The sequence below is a fragment of the Bacillota bacterium genome, assembly GCA_030705925.1.
In the GTDB taxonomy this organism is placed as follows: Bacteria; Bacillota; Clostridia; order Oscillospirales; family Feifaniaceae; genus JAUZPM01.
The window spans coordinates 1-16,740 of the sequence record JAUZPM010000047.1; the positions used below are offsets into that span (position 1 = coordinate 1).

Sequence of the window (16,740 nt, forward strand, 5' to 3'; positions counted from 1 at the left end):
ATAAAATGAAAATTGAAGAAATGCTGAGCTATTATGAAAGTAAAGGCAGTAAAAGCATTCGTTTAGATGACTTGTTATCTAATCATATCTTTGAAGCACAAAAAATTTAATTAGAAACACAATGAAAATGGAGGAAATGTATGTTTACAATCTATGTTTACGTTCTTGATACTTTAGCCGACTGGGAACTGGGGTATGTTACTTCGGAATTGAATTCCGGTCGATTTTTCAAAAAGGACGCGCAACGGGTATCGCTCAAAACGGTTAGTTATTCTAAAGAGCCAATCAATACAATGGGCGGGATGACAATTGTGCCCGATTGCTTAATTGATGATATGGTTGTCAATGAAAAAAGCGTGTTGCTATTACCGGGCGCAGATACATGGAACGACTCAAAGCATGGGGCTATCATCGAAAAAGCAAGCGAATTTCTCTCTTTAGGCGCTACGGTGTGTGCAATCTGCGGGGCTACCGCTGCGCTTGCCAACTTTGGGCTACTTAATAACCGTCCGCATACCAGTAATGGACCGGGATTTCTTGAAATGGTTTCTCCTGGTTATAAGGGGCAAAGTTTTTATATAGACAAGCCATCTGTAGCGGAAAACAACCTTATTACTGCAAGTTGCACCGGAGCTTTATTGTGGGCGAAACAAATTATTGAACATTTAGGCGTTTTTGGGTCAAACACATTGGAATCTTGGTATGACTATTTTAGTACCGGTGAGCCTGAACATTTCTTTGCCCTCATGAAAACTTTGCCGTCCGGCAATGAAAACTGATCCCCTTCGGAATAGGGGTATCAATTAAAAATTTACTTGATTAGAAACTTAAAAAGTAAACAAGGTACTTTACGGATACAACGATTCGGTAGATACCTTGTTTATTTTTGCCCTTATTCATCCATATCCACCATTACGCCGGATTTAAATTCCACCGTGAATTTGTCCTCGTAGACGGTGACCTTTTCAATCAGCCGCCGGACAAGAGATTCGTCGTATTTAGTAAGGGCGGTAGGTTGTTCCCGCAGAAAAGTGCCCATGCCGGTGCTTTTTCTGCTCGACTCGCCCGGCACCTTCCAGCTGAAGCCTCTGCTTATCCTCGCGCAGACATAAATCTTTTCATACCGATATTTAGTGTCTTGTATCCGGTTACGTACAAATGTATAATGATGACGTTAGTCGTCTTGTGGGAACAAGTCCGCAAGACGATTATTCAAGTTTGCAGAGCGCTTTGTACGTAAGTTTATAAAGGCTTTATCCAAAAAGCAATGAAATAAAAGGACAGACTAAATATGAAAACAACATCCGTTTTACAAGAAGGATTCGATGGCAGCCTTCCGGTTCTTCCTGCTGGAGCTTTTTGGGGAAAGAATTACCTTATACAAAATAAAAGGTCAGGAAGTTCAATACTTTGAGTATGTTTAGAAAAGCAAAAGAGTTTTCTCTCCTTGCAATAAATACCGGAAAGACTGTCAACCCTGCATCCATCATACCGATAGAAAAAATCCATGCACCTGTTCTTTTTTTCTCCACAAAAGCAGATACAGTTTGGCCCTCCGCAGAAAGCGGAGAAAAACTGGTCGCAAGGTTACGAGCAAATAACTTTTCATATGAGTATCAGCATGTATGCTTTGATCATATCAGTGGGAAAAACAGAATAGTTAATACGCAAAAAATGAATCTCTGGATAAAATTTTTTAAACCGCCTCATTGCACGAATATATGAAAAAGGATTACTTGGTGTAAGGAGGTGCTGGGTACGGCTGGCGAGGATAAAAAAGATTTTAATGCAATGTTACGTGATGGCAAGGATATGCCTAAAATTACAAACAATTACAGCCCTTAAAAACTTCAGGATGGCAAAACAGTACAAAGAACGCGGAGGCCATTTGAACGGTTGACCGTTTCAATAGAGAGGATTACAAAATGAAGATATCAGATGTATATGAAAATTATTATAAATATATTTTTAACTATGCGCAGAAATTGACATGCCGTCCTGAAGATGCACTCGATTTGACGCAAGATACTTTTTTGAGGGCTATGGAAAAGCTGGATACATTAAAAAACGAACAGGCATTAGCAAGTTGGTTAAGAACGATATGCTTTCATGAATTTGTTAACAAGGCAAAAATGGACACCCATAAATATCTGGTAGAAGTAGAAAATTGGGAACAATTAGAGCAGGAAGGTTCACTCTTGACCGATATTAGTTTACAGCCGGATGATGAGATTATTGTAGCGGAAGAAATTAGGAATTTACAAAATGGATGTTTCTGGCAATGGTAAGAAAGCTGACATTAAATCAGCGTATTACTTTTTCCCTGGTGGATATGTACGGACTGCCAATTGAATATGTTGCAAAGCTATTAGATATCTCTACAGGGGCGGCAAAAGGTTTGCTCTATCGTGCAAGGATGAATATTGATTCTTTTTTTGGAGAACATTGCAGTATTATTTATGAAAAGAACCCTTGTTGTTGTAAGGCGTGGATAGAATTTTCAACTAGCCGTTCCAATCTGCAACATCAATCCCATAAGCTGCTGGAAAAATTAGATTATAAGCAAGCGGGCTATGTATATAATGAACATGTCAGAAAAAAAGTACAATATTTTTATCACCATATGCCTGAAAAAAAGCCCCCCACAGAATGGTATCAAAGCGTTTTAACAATTTTGGCGTCTGAAAATTAAAAAATTATCTTCCGGCCATATCTTTTGAATTATTATTTTGTCTTAATAATTGTAACCGGTAAAATTAGCAGATCAGAAAGGATGGATAGTAATGGATAAAGTTACAGACGGTTTTAAAATGTTTATGAAAGAAACAGACGGTATAGGCGAAGCATTTATGGGTGCGATTTTTAAAATGTCGGAAAAAAGCGCGCTTGATAAAAAGACTCACGAACTCGCCTATATTTCTGTGCTGGTATCGACAAAAATGTATGGCGGGCTACCATTTCATATTCAGCAGGCAAGGGAGCATGGCGCAAGCGTAGATGAGATAAGGAGCGCTATTCTTGTACCTTTGCCAATTATGGGTATTCAGGTTGCAGATGCATTGCCGTATTTAAGTGAACTTATCGATAAATAGTCATGGTACTAACGCTAGATAATGGGAATTTTTAAAAAGTCAAGTATCATTGACTATAGTCGACTCCGATTCATATTATGCTAAATGCAATAAGCACTCCACGTCCTACAATGATTCCATAGAGTGACTTGCTTATTTTCCCTTATTCATCCACATCCACCGTCACGCCGGACTTGAATTCCACGGTGAATTTGTCTTCGTAGACGGTGACTTTTTCGATGAGCCGCCGGACAAGCGGCTCATCATTCCGTCAGGGACTGCTCACTGAAACGCTCCCCTATCGGAGAAGCTCTCGTCCTGTGTTTTCAGGCCGGAATCATCAAAATCTAAAAGAATAAACGTGAGATACCATAAATTGTTACGAAGGAGTAATGTTGAAATGTGGAAATGCCCGAAGTGTGGTCGTGAGTTCAAAAACACGGAAAAAGACCACTTTTGCGTGAAACCGAACAGCATTGACGAATACATCGCCGCACAACCGGAAGATGTGCGACCCCTGCTACAAAGTATCCGGGAAACTATCCATGCCGCCGCGCCGAAAGCTATCGAGAAAATTTCGTGGCAGATGCCGACGTTCTGGCAGGGTGAAAACCTCATCCACTTTGCGGCGTTCAAAAAGCATATTGGGCTTTACCCCGGTGGTGAGGCCACGTCTGAGTTTGCGGAGCGCCTCACAGGATATAAGACCAGTAAAGGAACAATTCAGCTGCCGCTTGGCAAGCCTATCGATTATGAACTCATCGCCGATATCGTGCGATGGAGAATTAATCGGAAAACGAAAGGGAGTGGCTTATTATGACAAACGAGCGCGTTTACAAGATGGCATTTTCTAGCGTTTACCCATTGCTTGTGCAGAAGGCGGAGCGCAAGGGGCGTACCAAAGCCGAGGTGGATGCTGTGATTTGTTGGCTGACAGGATACGACGATTCTGGGTTGCAAAAGCAGATTATGAATAATATCAATTACGAAACCTTCTTTAGCGAAGCCCCCCAGATAAACCCGAATGCCGCCAAAATTTCAGGCGTGATTTGCGGACATCGCGTCGAGGAAATCGAAGACACGCTCATGCAGAAAATCAGGTGGCTTGACAAACTGGTGGACGAATTGGCAAAAGGCAAGCCAATGGAGAAGATTTTGAGGAGTTGAGGTCGAATGGCTAATAAACCACGTAAAATGCTTGGCGACAAGAACGCACCATGTACTCTGTCGCTGCTTCAACTAATCGAAGCTCAGGATAAACCGACCGTCTGCAAATGGTGCTTGGACTACGCCGAAGCTCAGTTTCTCCCGATATTCGAGAGCCGCTGCCATGGTGACTGTCACCCTCGGAACGCCTTGAACGCCGCTCGTGACTACCTTGGCGGCAAGTTAAAGTTTGCCGAGGTGAAAAGTACCATCTGGTGCGACGGCGACTGTGAGACGAGCGGCGACCCTGTCGCACAAGCAGCGGAGCGAGCGGTTGGACAAGCAGCTTCCGTCGTTCGCTATCCCAGCAAGTGGCACGCTCTCGCGGTGTACTTCTACGGAGCAGCGGCGATTGCCTACGACCGCATTGGTCTGAACGAAAGAATGGAAGTCTATAACGCAATCGCCAAGGAAGTCTGCGCTGACATGACGACGGCTTTACAGGCAACAGCAAACAAGGGTGTGCAGTATAATCGTTAAAAAAAGCACACCCTAAAAAGCAAGGGGTGTGCATTCAATAGATAGTATATATATCGCCGGAGATGGCCTAATCGAGCCACCGTAGTATTGAAGGGTGTAAAAACAGGTGAAAAAAGGCGCTTTTAATGCTCTATTGAGTCGAGATACGGGAACTTACCACAGTTTTTCATTCCGTGGGAACAAGTCCATAGTGGCAGATTCCGTTCGCGAGAGAACAGGATTGATGCCAGACTTTTGCTATAGGACAGAATAGATGTTTTGAAAAGGTCACCGTTTATGAGGACAAGTTCACCGTGGAGTTAAAATCGGGCGTGACGTTGATGTGCTCGGAGAAAAAAGTGGAACCGAAAGTTATTACTTATAGCAATATGCACTTACTGAAATCTGGCAGATCTAAGTTTAGACGGCGTGCAGCCATAAGCCTCTTTAAACATGCGGTTGAAGACCTTATAATTAGTAAATCCATGTCGCTGTTGAATGGTCGTGATACTCGCGGTAGTATTTATTATGTCGAAGTGAATATGGGAAAGCCTCACCAGGTTGACATATTCCATAAAAGTAAAGCCGGTGTATTTTTTGAACGATCGGCAGAAATATTCCGGATTTAACGCCACTAAAGAGGCCATTTCTTTTAGATTAAGAGGCTCACTGTAATTTTGTTCCACATAATTGATGACTTCTTTTAGCCGCGATAAATGTTTTGCGGTTTTATTTTTTTCTTCACAATTTTGACGGATGGCATAATTGCTATAGAGCGCATGAAGAAAGAGATGGAGGTTACTGCTAAAAAGGAATTGATATCCGTCTTCCCGCCGTTCGTAAAGCATTCGCATAGCAAGCAGGTGGTGAATCATCTTTTGAAATGCGGGATCTTTACAAAGCTCGTTATGAGGAAATATCTCTCTGAATCTTATGGTGTTGTATTCTGAAATATAATGGCTAAGGAATTCATAGGGAACTTGGAGCAACAGGACTTCGACTTTTTCGGTATTTCGGGTCAAATGTATATCACCCGAATTCACTACAAATAAATCATTCTTATTAAGCGTGTATTTTTCATCATTACGGAAAACATGCAAAGTGCCTTGGAAGACATAGAGAATTTCCAGATGATTATGCCAATGACTGGGAACCAGTTTGTTGCAAGTTCGATAAATATCAAAATAAACAGCAAGTCCCGCTTTGGGAGTAATAATTTCATGGGTGATCATATTCTATTAAAAACCTCTCATATTAAGCATTTGTGGGAAAAGATCATATATATAAAAAGTATCATATTCTTAAAATAAAGTCAATATTGACATAATTACAAGTCAGAAAGATTATTGTTTTCCATTTTTGCATGTAATAAGATAATATAGAATGCAAGTGAATTTATTACTAGGGGGATTTATCATGAACAGATGGCAAAGAGTACGTTTTCAACCGAATTTGCCTTTGGGAGGGAATGGCGAAAGGGTCACAGCATCTAAAACACATAGGGAACTTTCAAAGAATGCAGCTAAAGAAGGAATGGTTCTTCTGAAAAATAACCAGAATGTTCTTCCGTTGAGCAAAGGCACTAAAGTTGCCTTGTTCGGGAAAGGCAGTTTTGACTATGTTAAAGGCGGCGGCGGAAGCGGTGATGTAACCGTTGAGTATATTTTGAGCCTTTATGACGGAATGAAGAGCTGTAAGGAACATGTATGTGTTTTTAAAGAGTTATCAGACTTTTATCGTGAAAATGTTAAGAGCCAGTACGAAAACTCAGCTATGCCGGGAATGACAGTTGAGCCTGCCGTTCCGGAAGAACTGTTAAATATGGCTAGAACATTTACAGATACAGCAATTATATCTATCTGCCGTTTTTCCGGAGAGGGATGGGACAGAAAAAGCATTGCAGACACAAAAAATAAAGACCTGCTTCTGAGTGAACGAGCTCTCGCAAAGAAATCAGCAGAAATCTTTGAAAACGGAGACTTTTACCTGACAAATGCAGAGAAAGCAATGGTAAATGAGGTCAAAACGCGTTTTGAAAAGGTAATTGTCGTGATGAATGTCGGCGGTATGGTTGATACCGGCTGGTTTGCTCATGACGACTCAATTCAATCGGTTTTAATGGCATGGCAGGGCGGCATGGAAGGAGGACTGGCGATTGCAGAGCTTCTTTGCGGCCTTGACAATCCTTCGGGTAAGTTGTCAGATACTTTGGCAAATCGATTGGAAGACTACCCATCAACCTCAAATTTCCATAAATCTGAAGACTATGTCGATTATGCCGATGATATATATGTGGGATACCGTTATTTTGAAACTATTCCGGAAGCGGCAGATAAAGTGAATTATCCCTTTGGATTTGGGTTATCGTATACCAACTTTAAATGGGCTGCGGTATCTGCGGCAGAGCAAAACGGCATAATCAAAGTTCAGGTTAAAGTAACGAATACAGGCTGTTTTGATGGCAAAGAAGTTATTCAAATCTATGTAGGAGCACCGCAAGGGCTTCTTGGAAAACCGGCCAAAAGTTTAGTGGCTTTCCAGAAGACCCGCTTACTGAAGACTGGCGAAACTCAGCTGTTGAACCTTGAATTTTCAGTTGACAAGATGGCTTCTTATGATGATTTGGGCAAAGTGCAAAAATCCGCTTATGTATTAGAGGCCGGAAATTACGTATTTTATGTTGGAACTTCAGTCCGCGATGTTGAGCAGCTGGACTTTGTTTATGCAGTGTCACAAAACAGAATTGTTGAACAGCTTAGTGAAAAAATAGCGCCGACATCCTTAAAAGAAAGAATGTTGGCTGATGGAAGTTTTGAAGCACTTCCATTAAAAGAAGCAAATGATCCCGACGCTTGCGGGCTTGAAAAATTGACAATGGAAATGACAGCAAGCGTTGCTCCGGCAGTACGGGCAATAGAGAGACATAAAAAAGCAGAATTTAAGGATGGAATCCATACCTTGAGTGAAGTGGCTGAGGGCAAGTTAACAGTAGATGAATTTCTTGCCCAAATGACTGATGAAGAAGTGGCGCATTTATTAGGCGGACAACCGAATACCGGAGTTGCTAACACGTTTGGATATGGCAATATGCCGGAATATGGCATTCCAAATGTTATGACAGCTGATGGACCTGCCGGACTTAGAATTTCACGTCAATGTGGTGTCAATACGACAGCTTGGCCATGTGCAACGCTGCTCGCTTGCACATGGAATAAAGATATAGCCTATGCTGTTGGAGAAGCCGGCGCTAAGGAAGTAAAGGAAAATAACATTGCTGTATGGTTAACACCTGGAGTTAATATTCACAGAAGCCCATTGTGCGGACGCAACTTTGAATACTATTCCGAAGATCCTTTCTTGGCAGGAAATATGGCTGTCGCCATGGTAAACGGAATTCAATCCCAGCATATTGCGGCCACTGTTAAGCATTTTGCCCTAAATAACAAAGAAACCAACAGAAAGAACAGTGACTCGAGAGTATCGGAAAGAGCCGCCAGAGAGATTTATTTAAAGGCTTTTGAGATTGTAGCGAAAGAAGCGAAGCCATGGTGCGTTATGTCTTCATACAATATTATCAATGGTCATCGTGCATCGGAAAACCGTGAGCTATTAGAAGATATATTAAGAGGCGAATGGGGATGGAAAGGCATGGTGACCACCGATTGGTGGACACGTGGAGAGCATTATAAAGAAACTAAAGCGGGAAATGACGTTAAGATGGCGTCTGGTTATCCGGAGCGTCTATTAGAAGCTAAAGCATTAGGCCTTATTTCCCGGGAAGAGATGGACATTTGCGCGAAGAGAATCCTTGAACTGATTTTGAAATTGGATTAATAATAAAAAGTAAAAAAGTCGATGAAGATAGCTATCTAAAAACTTCATCGATTTTTTTAGCTTTTGTGAATACTAAAAATGTGGTACTATCTAGAAGAACTGCCGTTTAAGTAAGACTTTCGGTTTTTTGTTGTCAAACAGGTTAAAATATAGGTAAAATACATGAATCTGGAGGGGTTTACTATGGAAAAGCAGTCTGCGACTGGCACAAAATCTCCATCCCAACTAATCGACGAGAAAATTGCGGAACTGGGTGATTGGCGTGGACAGACGCTCTCGAAGGTACGCAATCTGATCAGGCAGGTTGACCGGGAGATTGTTGAGGAGTGGAAGTGGAGGGGAACCCCTGTTTGGTCTCACGATGGGATGATATGCACCGGGGAGACTTATAAGAATGTCGTGAAGATAACATTTGCCAAGGGTGCATCGCTAAATGATTCTTCAAAGCTTTTTAATTCAAGTTTGGAAGGAAATGCAAGAAGAGCCATCGACTTTAGCGAGGGAGACGCGGTGGACGAGGTGGCGTTTAAACAGCTGATATGCGATGCCATAGCCTTAAACAAGTCTAGCCTTAAGACTTCCCGTAAGGTGTGAGCTTTTTTAGTCAACAAATAATAGATGTATGATAGAGTGCATACGGGAATGCTTTCGTAATTCTTATAGAGTGTTCAGCGGGTGTTTTTAAAAGATGCACAATGTGGATTAGTAGAGTCTAAGGAGAAATATTTATCATGAACAGTAAGGTTTATGAATTTGAGGCAGAAATTAAGAAAGTGCCTGATATTGACGGAGCATATATAGAAATACCTTTTGACGTTAAGGCGGAATTCGGAAAAGGCAGAGTTCCTGTCAGCGCAACTTTTGATGGGGAACAATACGAAGGAAGCCTCGTAAAAATGAAAACGCCGTGTCATATTATAGGGATTAGAAAAGAGATAAGAGCAAAAATTGGCAAGCAGCCCGGCGATAAGATCAAAGTAACAATTCAAGAAAGAACAGCCGGAAAGTAGGAGTTTTATATACTGGGGTAAAGGATGAAGTAAGAATGAAAATCCGTGAAAATTATACTTGCCCGCTAGAAATTGTACATGATTTTGTTAGAGGGAAATGGAAGACAATTTTGATATTTCAGCTTAGACATGGGAAGCAAACATTTTCAGAATTAAAGCATGGGATTGATGGCATTTCAGAAAAAATGCTGCTTCAGCAATTAAAAGAATTGCAAGAGTTTGGAATTATAAACAAAACAAGTTATAACGGATTTCCTCTTCACGTAGAGTATTTTCTAACGGAAAGAGGAGATCAATTATTAGAAGCTGTTCGTATCATGCAGGATGTTGGTGTATCTTATATGTTGGAACATGGACAGAGAGAGCTTCTTGAACAAAAAGGAATTGCCTGTCCGAACCCCGTACCTACCAAAAAGTAAGTAATTTACTTTTTATTTTACCAGCCTTATACTCTCATTAAAGCGCTAAATGACTATGAGATAAGGGGGTGGTTTAAGTGAAAATCGGTTTGATTTTGGTAGATATTCAAAATGATTATTTTAAGGGCGGAAAGTATGAATTGGTTAAGCCAGAGCAAGCGGCATCACAGGCCAACAAAATCCTGAACTTTTTTCGGGAACATGGATTGCCGATATATCATATTCGTCATATAAGCACAAATCCCGGTGCCAGTTTTTTTACACCGGATACCGCTGGAGCTGATTTTTATAGAAAATGTATCCCGTTTGATGGCGAAGAAATCATAATCAAGCATAGACCAGACAGTTTCTTGGGCACAAATTTAAAAGAAAAGCTAGAGGAAAAAGGTGTTGAACAGTTGGTTGTCTGTGGCATGATGACCCATATGTGTGTGGATACAACGGTCAGAACTGCCAGCAGTTACGGATACTCTGTCACGCTAATAGAAGATGCTTGCGCAACAAGAGATTTGAAATGGGGAGAAACCGCAGTTTCAGCGGAACAAGTTCAAAGTGCATTCATGGCAGCTCTTAACGGAACTTTTGCCAAGGTAATGAAGGCGGATATGTGGATTAAGGAGAATGAGTAAAAATCAAGTCAATAAAATATTCGTATGTAAACTCAAACTGAGCTTTTGCAATTAAACAAAGGGCTAGGATGCGAAATCCTAACCCTTTATCAATTTTATAGCTTTTATATATTATGTAAGCTTGCTATTTTTCGACTTTGACCTTTCCTTTGTTTAATGATGCTATCATTGCAACAAAAGCGACAATAACTGATGCAATGAAAGTAATGTGCAATGCGTGTGTGAAAGCGCTATTTTTTAGCACCGTGCCAGACTGCCCTTGCACTGCAAGTGTTTTTGCGGCTTTATTCTGATAAAAAGAAAAAAGTGCTCCAGATAATGCCACTCCAATTGCCATACCTATATTTCTCATAGTTGCAAGAGTTCCCGATGCAGTGCCACGATTTTCAGGCGGAACATTTCCCATAATTGCGCTGTTATTCGGCGTCTGAAACATGCCGAATCCTATGCCGGTAATAACCATGGAGACTACTGTATAGGCAATTGATGTATTGATGTTTAAAAAACTCAGCATAAAGAGTCCGCATGCCATTATTAGGTCACCGCAAGAACTTATATACCTGCTGTCAAAACGGTCTGAAATATAACCGCTTATTGGGGCTATGCACATAGTAGCAAGGGGCATTGGCAGATAAAGCATTCCGCTTAGAAGTGCCGAGTATCCGCGAAGGTTTTCAAGGTAAAATGGTGCCAAAAAGACCATTATGAATTGAGCCATATAGGTAAATAGTGCGGCAACATTGCTAAAGCTAAATACTCGGTTTTTGAAAAGACTGATGTTCAGCATAGGATAAGAGCATTTTTTTTCATAATAGATAAAAAATACTATAATTAAAACACCTGCTGCGAGCAACGAAACAAATAATGCGGTAGGAATGTTATAATCTCCCGATATGCTGAGCGGCAGCAGAATAACAAATAATGCAATAAAGATCAGAAAACTGCCGGCTACATCAAATGGAACATATGCCCTATTCATATCCTTGGGTATATTTTTTCTAACCATAAAAATGCCTAAAAGTCCGATCGGAATATTTATAAAAAATATACTTTGCCAGCCGAAGAAAGTTGACAGCGTACCGCCGATAACAGGCCCAATGCAGAGACCTAACGCAACTGCAATTGCTGTTATACTTAAAGCCTTTCCCCTACTTGTTGGCGGAACTGATTCTGTAATTATAGCAGGCCCGGTTGAAAACAACATACCTGCTCCGAGTGCTTGTATGACTCTGCATACTATTAGCATTTCAATATTAAATGACAATCCGCAAAGCAATGAACCTGCTAAGAATATAATAAACCCAGTCGAATAAACCTTTTTATGACCGTAAAGATCGGACAAACGCCCATATGTAAGCATTAGACTGCTTACAATAAGCAGGTATGCTGTTACAATCCACTCAACCATGGAAAGCGAAATTCCAAAATCACTTTTGATTAATGGCATTGCAAGATTGACAATACTTGAATCAAGAGACGACATAAATGTTCCAATGCCAACAGAAAAAACAATTGCCAAAGTTTTTTTATTTTTCATATTACACCTCAATATCAAATGCGAGCATAAACTCATATTTGATATGATAGACTAATGATTAAAATTTGTCAACATAAATGTGAGTATTTACTTCGATTTATTGACAATCTATGATAATAATCATAAAATAGGCTCAGGAGCTGATATATATGATATCTAATGAGTCTCAAAAATCAATAAGGAATGCGAAAACTAGAAATCCTAGACAGCTGCGCAGTATTAACACTAAGGAAAAAATTCTTGATTCCGCGTTTTCGTTGTTTTGTGAAAAAGGATACTATAAAACGACTACCAATGAAATCGCGCAAAGAGCGCAGGTGTCGATCGGCAGTCTTTATTCTTATTTTGAAGATAAGGATACTATTTTTTTTGAAATATTGGATCGTTATCATAAAAAGTTCGAAATTGCAAAAAATGAAATTGTAAATGACCAGGATTTTTTTAAGACAAACAGCAGATTATGGTTAAGGGCATTGATCGAAAATCTTATCAAAGTTCATGAAGAATCTAAAGAACTCAACAGGGAATTAAATGTACTCTCTTACTATAACCCTAAAATTGCGGAAATTCTTGAAAAGAATAAAGAAAAGACCATGCAAAACACTATAGGATATTTTTTTGAAATGAAAGAAGGCTTAATAACAGAAGATATTCAGGCTGCAGCTACGGTAACCTTTGATTTGATTTCAGCAACTATTGATAGAATCGTATTTGGCAGAAATGAAATCGATAGGAGCAGACTTATTGAAGCAACCATAGATATTATATTAAAAAGCTGTATAGCCTAGTTAGCAATTGGAGTATCATAAGAATAAATCATCATAAAATAATTATATGAAAAAGAATTATTTAGTACATTTAAGCTTTAAAGCCGGACTTGTAATTAAAGGTATTGACGGGTTGTTAGAAATTATAGGTGGAACATTACTTTTGTTTTTTAAACCTTACAGACTTAGCAAGCTTGTATATACACTTACATTACATGAATTGTCTGAAGATCCTAAAGACAAACTTGCAAATTTATTGGTAACTCTAAGTCACAGTCTCTCGATAAGCACTATGTCTTTCACTGTATTTTATTTAGTTTCACATGGTATAGTCAAGTGTGTTCTTATAATTTTACTTTTATGGAAGAAGCCTTGGGCGTATCCTCTTGCGATTGTTTCGTTGATCTTATTTATTGTTTACCAGATCTACCGCTATACATTTAGCCATTCTTTATTTCTTTTAATATTAACTTTTTTAGATATTGCAATGACATGGCTCACCTATTTGGAATATAAAAATATCAAATATATTAAAGAATAAGTACCGGAAAGGCACTTATTTTTTTATTATTTACAAATTGCATGGGCATGAGATTGCATGTCCTGTCATAGATATTATTAAGACCACAAAAGGAGAGAGCATGATGGGATTTACAAAACAATTTTTAGCTATTGCAGCAACTTCTCTTATATCTGCAATGGTGCTTCCGGCGCTGATTGTAGGCTTATCACCGTCAACAGCAGCTGAAACAATGGCTCCAACTGTTCAAGAGGTAAAGAAGACAGACAGCGAAAATAACTCACAGAATACCCCAAAAACAGATGCGCAAGACACACAAAAGGCCAATACTCAAACAACTCAAGATAAAACAAATAATAATGCCTCAACTGCTCCTTCAACAAAAATAACAGTGTATTTTCATGAGACCGGCGAGGTCAAAACAGTAGATCTCGAAGAATATTTAGTTGGAGTGTTAGCAGCTGAGGTTCCCCCTACATTTGAAATGGAAGCCCTTAAAGCTCAAGCGGTTGCAGCTAGAACATACATTTTGTACAAAAAAAATTTTGGCGGAGATGCCGTGAAGGCAGCACATAAAGGAGCTGATGTATGCGATGACTATAAACATTGCAAAGCATATATTAGTGTGGATAAGGCACGTGAAAAATGGGGGGATCACGCAGAAGAATATTTAAAACGTATCGGTACAGCTGTCAGTGATACAAGAGGAATGGTTGCTGTTTATCAAAATAAAATCATAAATGCGGTATTTCATGCTGCGTCATCCGGGCGAACAGAAAATGCGGAGGATGTATGGGGGACCGCTGTTCCCTACCTCGTAAGCACAGAGAGCAAAGGGGACCTAAATGACGAACAATATTTTTCAACAGTAACCTTATCACCTGAAGATTTTAAACGTGTAATTTCTGATTTTAGCCCAAATGCAGAATTTCCGAAGAACATTTCAGATTGGATAGGAAAAAGCCAATATACAACTGGAGGGAATATATCGACTATTAAAATATGCGGCGTTGATATTAAAGGTGTAAAAGTTCGCGAGCTATTTAATCTTAAATCTGCTACTTTTAATTTATACGTTAAGAATGGAAATTTCGTGTTTGATGTCCGAGGTTATGGCCACGGAGTGGGCATGAGCCAAAATGGTGCTGAATACATGGCCAAACAGGGAAAAACTTATACTGATATTATTAAATGGTATTATCATGGCTCTGAAATAATGGATTATTATACTGTTTCTGGTCAATCTGCATAATACTTATGTATAAAAAGAAAGCGCATGGCTATACTACTTTCAATAATACTTTTGAAAGGATCATGCGCTATGAAACAAAAAAGTTCGGACAGCAAGAAGCCGCTTAACGGTTTTTCCCGCTTTATCGGCGGAAAAGGGTTTTATATCGCCTTACTTTTATGTGCGGGCATTGTCGGAACAACAACATATTTGTCTGTAAAAAACTCATTTGATATTAATGAGCCCTATAGCCAAAGTAAAGATAACGCATCCGACGAGACAACACCAAAGGAAGAAACCATTCAGCCTACAGAAAAACCTGAAACCGACATAACAGCGCCGAGCCAAACAAAGGATTCAGCGCCGCAGGTAAAGACCGCAGAACCTAAAAAGGCTGAAAACCAAAATAATGCCGCCACAGCAAAAAGTGATACAAAGAAAACAACAACACCTAAAACAGAAACAACAGCAACATATTTTACAATGCCGGTTGAAGGTGAAATCGTAAAAGACTATTCTGGGGATGTGCTTGTATTCTCAAATACAATGCAGGACTACAGAACACACACCGGGGTAGATATTGGGGCAGCTGTTGGGACTCCGGTAAAAGCTTGCGCGGAAGGACAGATAATAAATATTTATAATGATGAATTGGGCGGGACTACGGTCGTTATACAGCATAAGGATAATATTGTAAGCCGTTATTCTAATCTTTCTCCTGATTTGCCGGCAGGAGTAGCTGTTGGAGAACAGGTTGCAGGAGGAGATACAATAGGCGCAGTTGGTCAAAGCATGCTTTCCGAAGTATCCGAAGCGTCGCATCTGCACTTTGAAATGCTAAAAAATGACGAATATATTGATCCTATTAAAAAGCTTAAGAGTTAACTCCTCCCTAAATTAAAAAAGAAGCAAGGTAAAAAAACTTTGCTTCTTTTTCGTTAAAAAATACAATGATTTCATTTGACAAGTGCAGATTTTTATGCTAACATATCTAATGCAACTTTAAACGGAGAGATGTCCGAGTGGTTTATGGAGCTGGTCTTGAAAACCAGTGACTCGAAAGAGCCGGGGGTTCGAATCCCTCTCTCTCCGCCATCTTCTTTTTTAATTTAATAGTTATTTTTTATTCGGAGAAGTACTCAAGTTGGCCGAAGAGGCGCCCCTGCTAAGGGTGTAGGTCGGGAAACCGGCGCGCGGGTTCAAATCCCGCCTTCTCCGCCAGAAAAAGCCCTGTAGCCATGCGGCATACGGGGTTTTTGTTTTTATAATACCACACTTAATATATTAATTATGTGATAGAAGCTATAGGGCTGCGGATTTCCGCAGCCCCGTGTTTTATGCCATAGTTCTATTAGGTATTGTAAAGATGGTAAACTATTAGGAGTATTGCTTGATCTCTTCAATGCATTTTTGGCAGATGTACTTTCCGTGAACTTCTTTGAGATTCTCTTCGCTGGCGCATACCATACAGCTGTCCTCATAAAGATCCAAAACCAACTGGGTTCCATCACGGCTGATCGAAATTTTCGTCTTGTTGTCCCACCCTAAAGCATTTCTCATTTCAATTGGGATAGTAATACGACCAAGCTCGTCCATTCTTCTTACTGCATCCGTTTTCATTGTCATCACTCCAATACAATTAATTCGTATTAATTATTTCGTATAATACATCTAATGCCAATACTACGTATCTATTGTATAGTAATATTTTTGTAAAAGAGATGGGGTGTGATATGAAACCTTTGAATGTTTTAATACGCGAAATACGTGAGGATAGAGATCTTACTCAGACCCAAGTTGCAAAAGCGCTAGGTATTGCTCAGCAATATTATTCAAAATATGAAACCGGAGAATATGAACTTCCCATCAGGCACCTTATAGGACTAGCTCAGCTTTATAATCTTAATACAGACTATATTTTAGGGCTTACGAAATATCGATATCCAATTGATAAATTAAACGAGCCCTTTCTAAATGAAATGCCTATATCAAAGATGTTGTCTGGGCTGATTTCTCTCAATTTAGACGGAAGAAAATCTTTGATAGAATACCTTGAG

Annotated in this window: 22 protein-coding genes, 2 tRNA genes and 1 pseudogene; 19 read left to right on the forward strand and 6 right to left on the reverse strand. The window is 39.7% G+C overall.

Going from position 1 to position 16,740, the window contains the following annotated elements:
• Window positions 1-140: 140 nt before the first annotated feature.
• A complete protein-coding gene (locus tag Q8865_07970; protein MDP4153354.1) occupies window positions 141-779 on the forward strand; it encodes a type 1 glutamine amidotransferase family protein in 639 nt (212 codons plus the stop codon).
• A 113-nt stretch (window positions 780-892) separates the two neighbouring features.
• On the opposite strand, the gene Q8865_07975 is transcribed toward Q8865_07970, so the two are convergent.
• Both Q8865_07975 and Q8865_07980 read right to left on the reverse strand, forming a co-directional pair.
• Window positions 893-1,039: an integrase gene (locus Q8865_07975; protein ID MDP4153355.1), complete on the reverse strand. Its 147-nt coding sequence runs from the start codon at window positions 1,037-1,039 to the stop codon at window positions 893-895.
• 337 nt (window positions 1,040-1,376) lie between these two features.
• Window positions 1,377-1,532 (reverse strand): hypothetical protein, encoded by a 156-nt coding sequence (locus Q8865_07980; GenBank protein ID MDP4153356.1) that lies wholly within the window; start codon window positions 1,530-1,532, stop codon window positions 1,377-1,379.
• A gap of 393 nt (window positions 1,533-1,925) precedes the next feature.
• Between Q8865_07980 and Q8865_07985 the strand changes: the two genes are divergently transcribed.
• The 3 genes from Q8865_07985 to Q8865_07995 all read left to right on the forward strand — a co-directional run bounded on the left by Q8865_07985 (window position 1,926) and on the right by Q8865_07995 (window position 3,092).
• A complete protein-coding gene (locus Q8865_07985) occupies window positions 1,926-2,288 on the forward strand; it encodes an RNA polymerase sigma factor (protein ID MDP4153357.1) in 363 nt (120 codons plus the stop codon).
• Entirely contained in the window at window positions 2,282-2,692 is a 411-nt protein-coding gene (locus Q8865_07990) for a sigma-70 region 4 domain-containing protein (protein MDP4153358.1), read from the forward strand. Before Q8865_07985 ends, Q8865_07990 begins: the two co-directional genes overlap by 7 nt.
• Before the next feature lie 91 nt (window positions 2,693-2,783).
• Complete coding sequence (locus Q8865_07995) at window positions 2,784-3,092, forward strand: carboxymuconolactone decarboxylase family protein (protein ID MDP4153359.1); 309 nt, start codon at window positions 2,784-2,786, stop codon at window positions 3,090-3,092.
• Between the two features lie 142 nt (window positions 3,093-3,234).
• Here Q8865_07995 and Q8865_08000 read toward each other — a convergent pair.
• Window positions 3,235-3,336 (reverse strand): annotated as a pseudogene (locus Q8865_08000) (resolvase).
• Window positions 3,337-3,471: 135 nt separating this feature from the next.
• Here Q8865_08000 and Q8865_08005 point away from each other — a divergent pair.
• The 3 genes from Q8865_08005 to Q8865_08015 are packed head-to-tail and all read left to right on the forward strand — an operon-like array spanning window position 3,472 to window position 4,757.
• On the forward strand, window positions 3,472-3,891 hold the full coding sequence (locus Q8865_08005) for a DUF1801 domain-containing protein (protein ID MDP4153360.1): 420 nt from the start codon (window positions 3,472-3,474) through the stop codon (window positions 3,889-3,891).
• Window positions 3,888-4,238, forward strand: coding sequence for a DUF2200 domain-containing protein (locus tag Q8865_08010; protein MDP4153361.1), 351 nt, complete (start codon window positions 3,888-3,890; stop codon window positions 4,236-4,238). The genes Q8865_08005 and Q8865_08010 overlap by 4 nt, the downstream gene beginning before the upstream one ends.
• A gap of 6 nt (window positions 4,239-4,244) precedes the next feature.
• A complete protein-coding gene (locus Q8865_08015) occupies window positions 4,245-4,757 on the forward strand; it encodes a hypothetical protein (GenBank protein MDP4153362.1) in 513 nt (170 codons plus the stop codon).
• A 374-nt stretch (window positions 4,758-5,131) separates the two neighbouring features.
• Here the strand turns inward: Q8865_08015 and Q8865_08020 are convergent, their stop codons facing one another.
• Window positions 5,132-5,968, reverse strand: coding sequence for an AraC family transcriptional regulator (locus tag Q8865_08020; protein ID MDP4153363.1), 837 nt, complete (start codon window positions 5,966-5,968; stop codon window positions 5,132-5,134).
• A gap of 184 nt (window positions 5,969-6,152) precedes the next feature.
• On the opposite strand from Q8865_08020, the gene Q8865_08025 reads away from it, so the two are divergent.
• The 5 genes from Q8865_08025 to Q8865_08045 all read left to right on the forward strand — a co-directional run bounded on the left by Q8865_08025 (window position 6,153) and on the right by Q8865_08045 (window position 10,628).
• Window positions 6,153-8,570 carry a glycoside hydrolase family 3 C-terminal domain-containing protein gene (locus tag Q8865_08025; protein MDP4153364.1) on the forward strand — a complete coding sequence of 806 codons (2,418 nt, stop codon included), beginning with the start codon at window positions 6,153-6,155 and terminating at the stop codon, window positions 8,568-8,570.
• A 183-nt stretch (window positions 8,571-8,753) separates the two neighbouring features.
• Window positions 8,754-9,164: a DUF1801 domain-containing protein gene (locus Q8865_08030; protein ID MDP4153365.1), complete on the forward strand. Its 411-nt coding sequence runs from the start codon at window positions 8,754-8,756 to the stop codon at window positions 9,162-9,164.
• Window positions 9,165-9,301: 137 nt separating this feature from the next.
• The gene (locus Q8865_08035) at window positions 9,302-9,580 is read left to right on the forward strand and encodes a DUF1905 domain-containing protein (GenBank protein ID MDP4153366.1); all 279 of its coding nucleotides are present in this window, start codon (window positions 9,302-9,304) and stop codon (window positions 9,578-9,580) included.
• A gap of 35 nt (window positions 9,581-9,615) precedes the next feature.
• Window positions 9,616-9,999 (forward strand): helix-turn-helix domain-containing protein, encoded by a 384-nt coding sequence (locus tag Q8865_08040; GenBank protein ID MDP4153367.1) that lies wholly within the window; start codon window positions 9,616-9,618, stop codon window positions 9,997-9,999.
• 77 nt (window positions 10,000-10,076) lie between these two features.
• Complete coding sequence (locus tag Q8865_08045; GenBank protein MDP4153368.1) at window positions 10,077-10,628, forward strand: cysteine hydrolase family protein; 552 nt, start codon at window positions 10,077-10,079, stop codon at window positions 10,626-10,628.
• Window positions 10,629-10,752: 124 nt separating this feature from the next.
• Here Q8865_08045 and Q8865_08050 read toward each other — a convergent pair whose 3' ends face one another.
• Window positions 10,753-12,165 carry an MFS transporter gene (locus tag Q8865_08050; protein MDP4153369.1) on the reverse strand — a complete coding sequence of 471 codons (1,413 nt, stop codon included), beginning with the start codon at window positions 12,163-12,165 and terminating at the stop codon, window positions 10,753-10,755.
• A gap of 149 nt (window positions 12,166-12,314) precedes the next feature.
• Between Q8865_08050 and Q8865_08055 the strand changes: the two genes are divergently transcribed.
• From Q8865_08055 to Q8865_08080, 6 genes are all read left to right on the forward strand, one after another.
• The gene (locus tag Q8865_08055) at window positions 12,315-12,953 is read left to right on the forward strand and encodes a TetR/AcrR family transcriptional regulator (GenBank protein MDP4153370.1); all 639 of its coding nucleotides are present in this window, start codon (window positions 12,315-12,317) and stop codon (window positions 12,951-12,953) included.
• A gap of 46 nt (window positions 12,954-12,999) precedes the next feature.
• Window positions 13,000-13,473 carry a DUF2127 domain-containing protein gene (locus Q8865_08060; protein MDP4153371.1) on the forward strand — a complete coding sequence of 158 codons (474 nt, stop codon included), beginning with the start codon at window positions 13,000-13,002 and terminating at the stop codon, window positions 13,471-13,473.
• A gap of 103 nt (window positions 13,474-13,576) precedes the next feature.
• Window positions 13,577-14,704 (forward strand): stage II sporulation protein D, encoded by a 1,128-nt coding sequence (gene spoIID, locus Q8865_08065; GenBank protein MDP4153372.1) that lies wholly within the window; start codon window positions 13,577-13,579, stop codon window positions 14,702-14,704.
• 69 nt (window positions 14,705-14,773) lie between these two features.
• On the forward strand, window positions 14,774-15,568 hold the full coding sequence (locus tag Q8865_08070) for a M23 family metallopeptidase (protein MDP4153373.1): 795 nt from the start codon (window positions 14,774-14,776) through the stop codon (window positions 15,566-15,568).
• Window positions 15,569-15,691: 123 nt separating this feature from the next.
• Window positions 15,692-15,778, forward strand: a tRNA-Ser gene (locus Q8865_08075).
• A gap of 34 nt (window positions 15,779-15,812) precedes the next feature.
• Window positions 15,813-15,904 (forward strand) — tRNA-Ser (locus tag Q8865_08080).
• Window positions 15,905-16,060: 156 nt separating this feature from the next.
• Here Q8865_08080 and Q8865_08085 read toward each other — a convergent pair.
• Window positions 16,061-16,303, reverse strand: coding sequence for an AbrB/MazE/SpoVT family DNA-binding domain-containing protein (locus tag Q8865_08085; GenBank protein MDP4153374.1), 243 nt, complete (start codon window positions 16,301-16,303; stop codon window positions 16,061-16,063).
• Window positions 16,304-16,416: 113 nt separating this feature from the next.
• Between Q8865_08085 and Q8865_08090 the strand changes: the two genes are divergently transcribed.
• The coding region (locus Q8865_08090) for a helix-turn-helix transcriptional regulator (GenBank protein MDP4153375.1) at window positions 16,417-16,740 on the forward strand (324 nt) is incomplete at its 3' end.

Excerpts from the sequence above, each read along its gene's own strand:
- Q8865_08060 (MDP4153371.1), top strand. The coding sequence starts at position 13,000 with ATGAAAAAGAATTATTTAGTACATTTAAGCTTTAAAGCCGGACTTGTA.
- Q8865_08015 (MDP4153362.1), top strand. The coding sequence starts at position 4,245 with ATGGCTAATAAACCACGTAAAATGCTTGGCGACAAGAACGCACCATGT.
- Q8865_08005 (MDP4153360.1), top strand. The coding sequence starts at position 3,472 with ATGTGGAAATGCCCGAAGTGTGGTCGTGAGTTCAAAAACACGGAAAAA.
- Q8865_08055 (MDP4153370.1), top strand. The coding sequence starts at position 12,315 with ATGATATCTAATGAGTCTCAAAAATCAATAAGGAATGCGAAAACTAGA.
- Q8865_08010 (MDP4153361.1), top strand. The coding sequence starts at position 3,888 with ATGACAAACGAGCGCGTTTACAAGATGGCATTTTCTAGCGTTTACCCA.
- Q8865_08035 (MDP4153366.1), top strand. The coding sequence starts at position 9,302 with ATGAACAGTAAGGTTTATGAATTTGAGGCAGAAATTAAGAAAGTGCCT.
- Q8865_08020 (MDP4153363.1), bottom strand. The coding sequence starts at position 5,968 with ATGATCACCCATGAAATTATTACTCCCAAAGCGGGACTTGCTGTTTAT.
- Q8865_08050 (MDP4153369.1), bottom strand. The coding sequence starts at position 12,165 with ATGAAAAATAAAAAAACTTTGGCAATTGTTTTTTCTGTTGGCATTGGA.
- Q8865_08025 (MDP4153364.1), top strand. The coding sequence starts at position 6,153 with ATGAACAGATGGCAAAGAGTACGTTTTCAACCGAATTTGCCTTTGGGA.
- Q8865_07990 (MDP4153358.1), top strand. The coding sequence starts at position 2,282 with ATGGTAAGAAAGCTGACATTAAATCAGCGTATTACTTTTTCCCTGGTG.
- Q8865_08085 (MDP4153374.1), bottom strand. The coding sequence starts at position 16,303 with ATGAAAACGGATGCAGTAAGAAGAATGGACGAGCTTGGTCGTATTACT.
- Q8865_07975 (MDP4153355.1), bottom strand. The coding sequence starts at position 1,039 with ATGGGCACTTTTCTGCGGGAACAACCTACCGCCCTTACTAAATACGAC.
- spoIID (MDP4153372.1), top strand. The coding sequence starts at position 13,577 with ATGGGATTTACAAAACAATTTTTAGCTATTGCAGCAACTTCTCTTATA.
- Q8865_07970 (MDP4153354.1), top strand. The coding sequence starts at position 141 with ATGTTTACAATCTATGTTTACGTTCTTGATACTTTAGCCGACTGGGAA.
- Q8865_08040 (MDP4153367.1), top strand. The coding sequence starts at position 9,616 with ATGAAAATCCGTGAAAATTATACTTGCCCGCTAGAAATTGTACATGAT.
- Q8865_07985 (MDP4153357.1), top strand. The coding sequence starts at position 1,926 with ATGAAGATATCAGATGTATATGAAAATTATTATAAATATATTTTTAAC.
- Q8865_08030 (MDP4153365.1), top strand. The coding sequence starts at position 8,754 with ATGGAAAAGCAGTCTGCGACTGGCACAAAATCTCCATCCCAACTAATC.
- Q8865_07995 (MDP4153359.1), top strand. The coding sequence starts at position 2,784 with ATGGATAAAGTTACAGACGGTTTTAAAATGTTTATGAAAGAAACAGAC.
- Q8865_08070 (MDP4153373.1), top strand. The coding sequence starts at position 14,774 with ATGAAACAAAAAAGTTCGGACAGCAAGAAGCCGCTTAACGGTTTTTCC.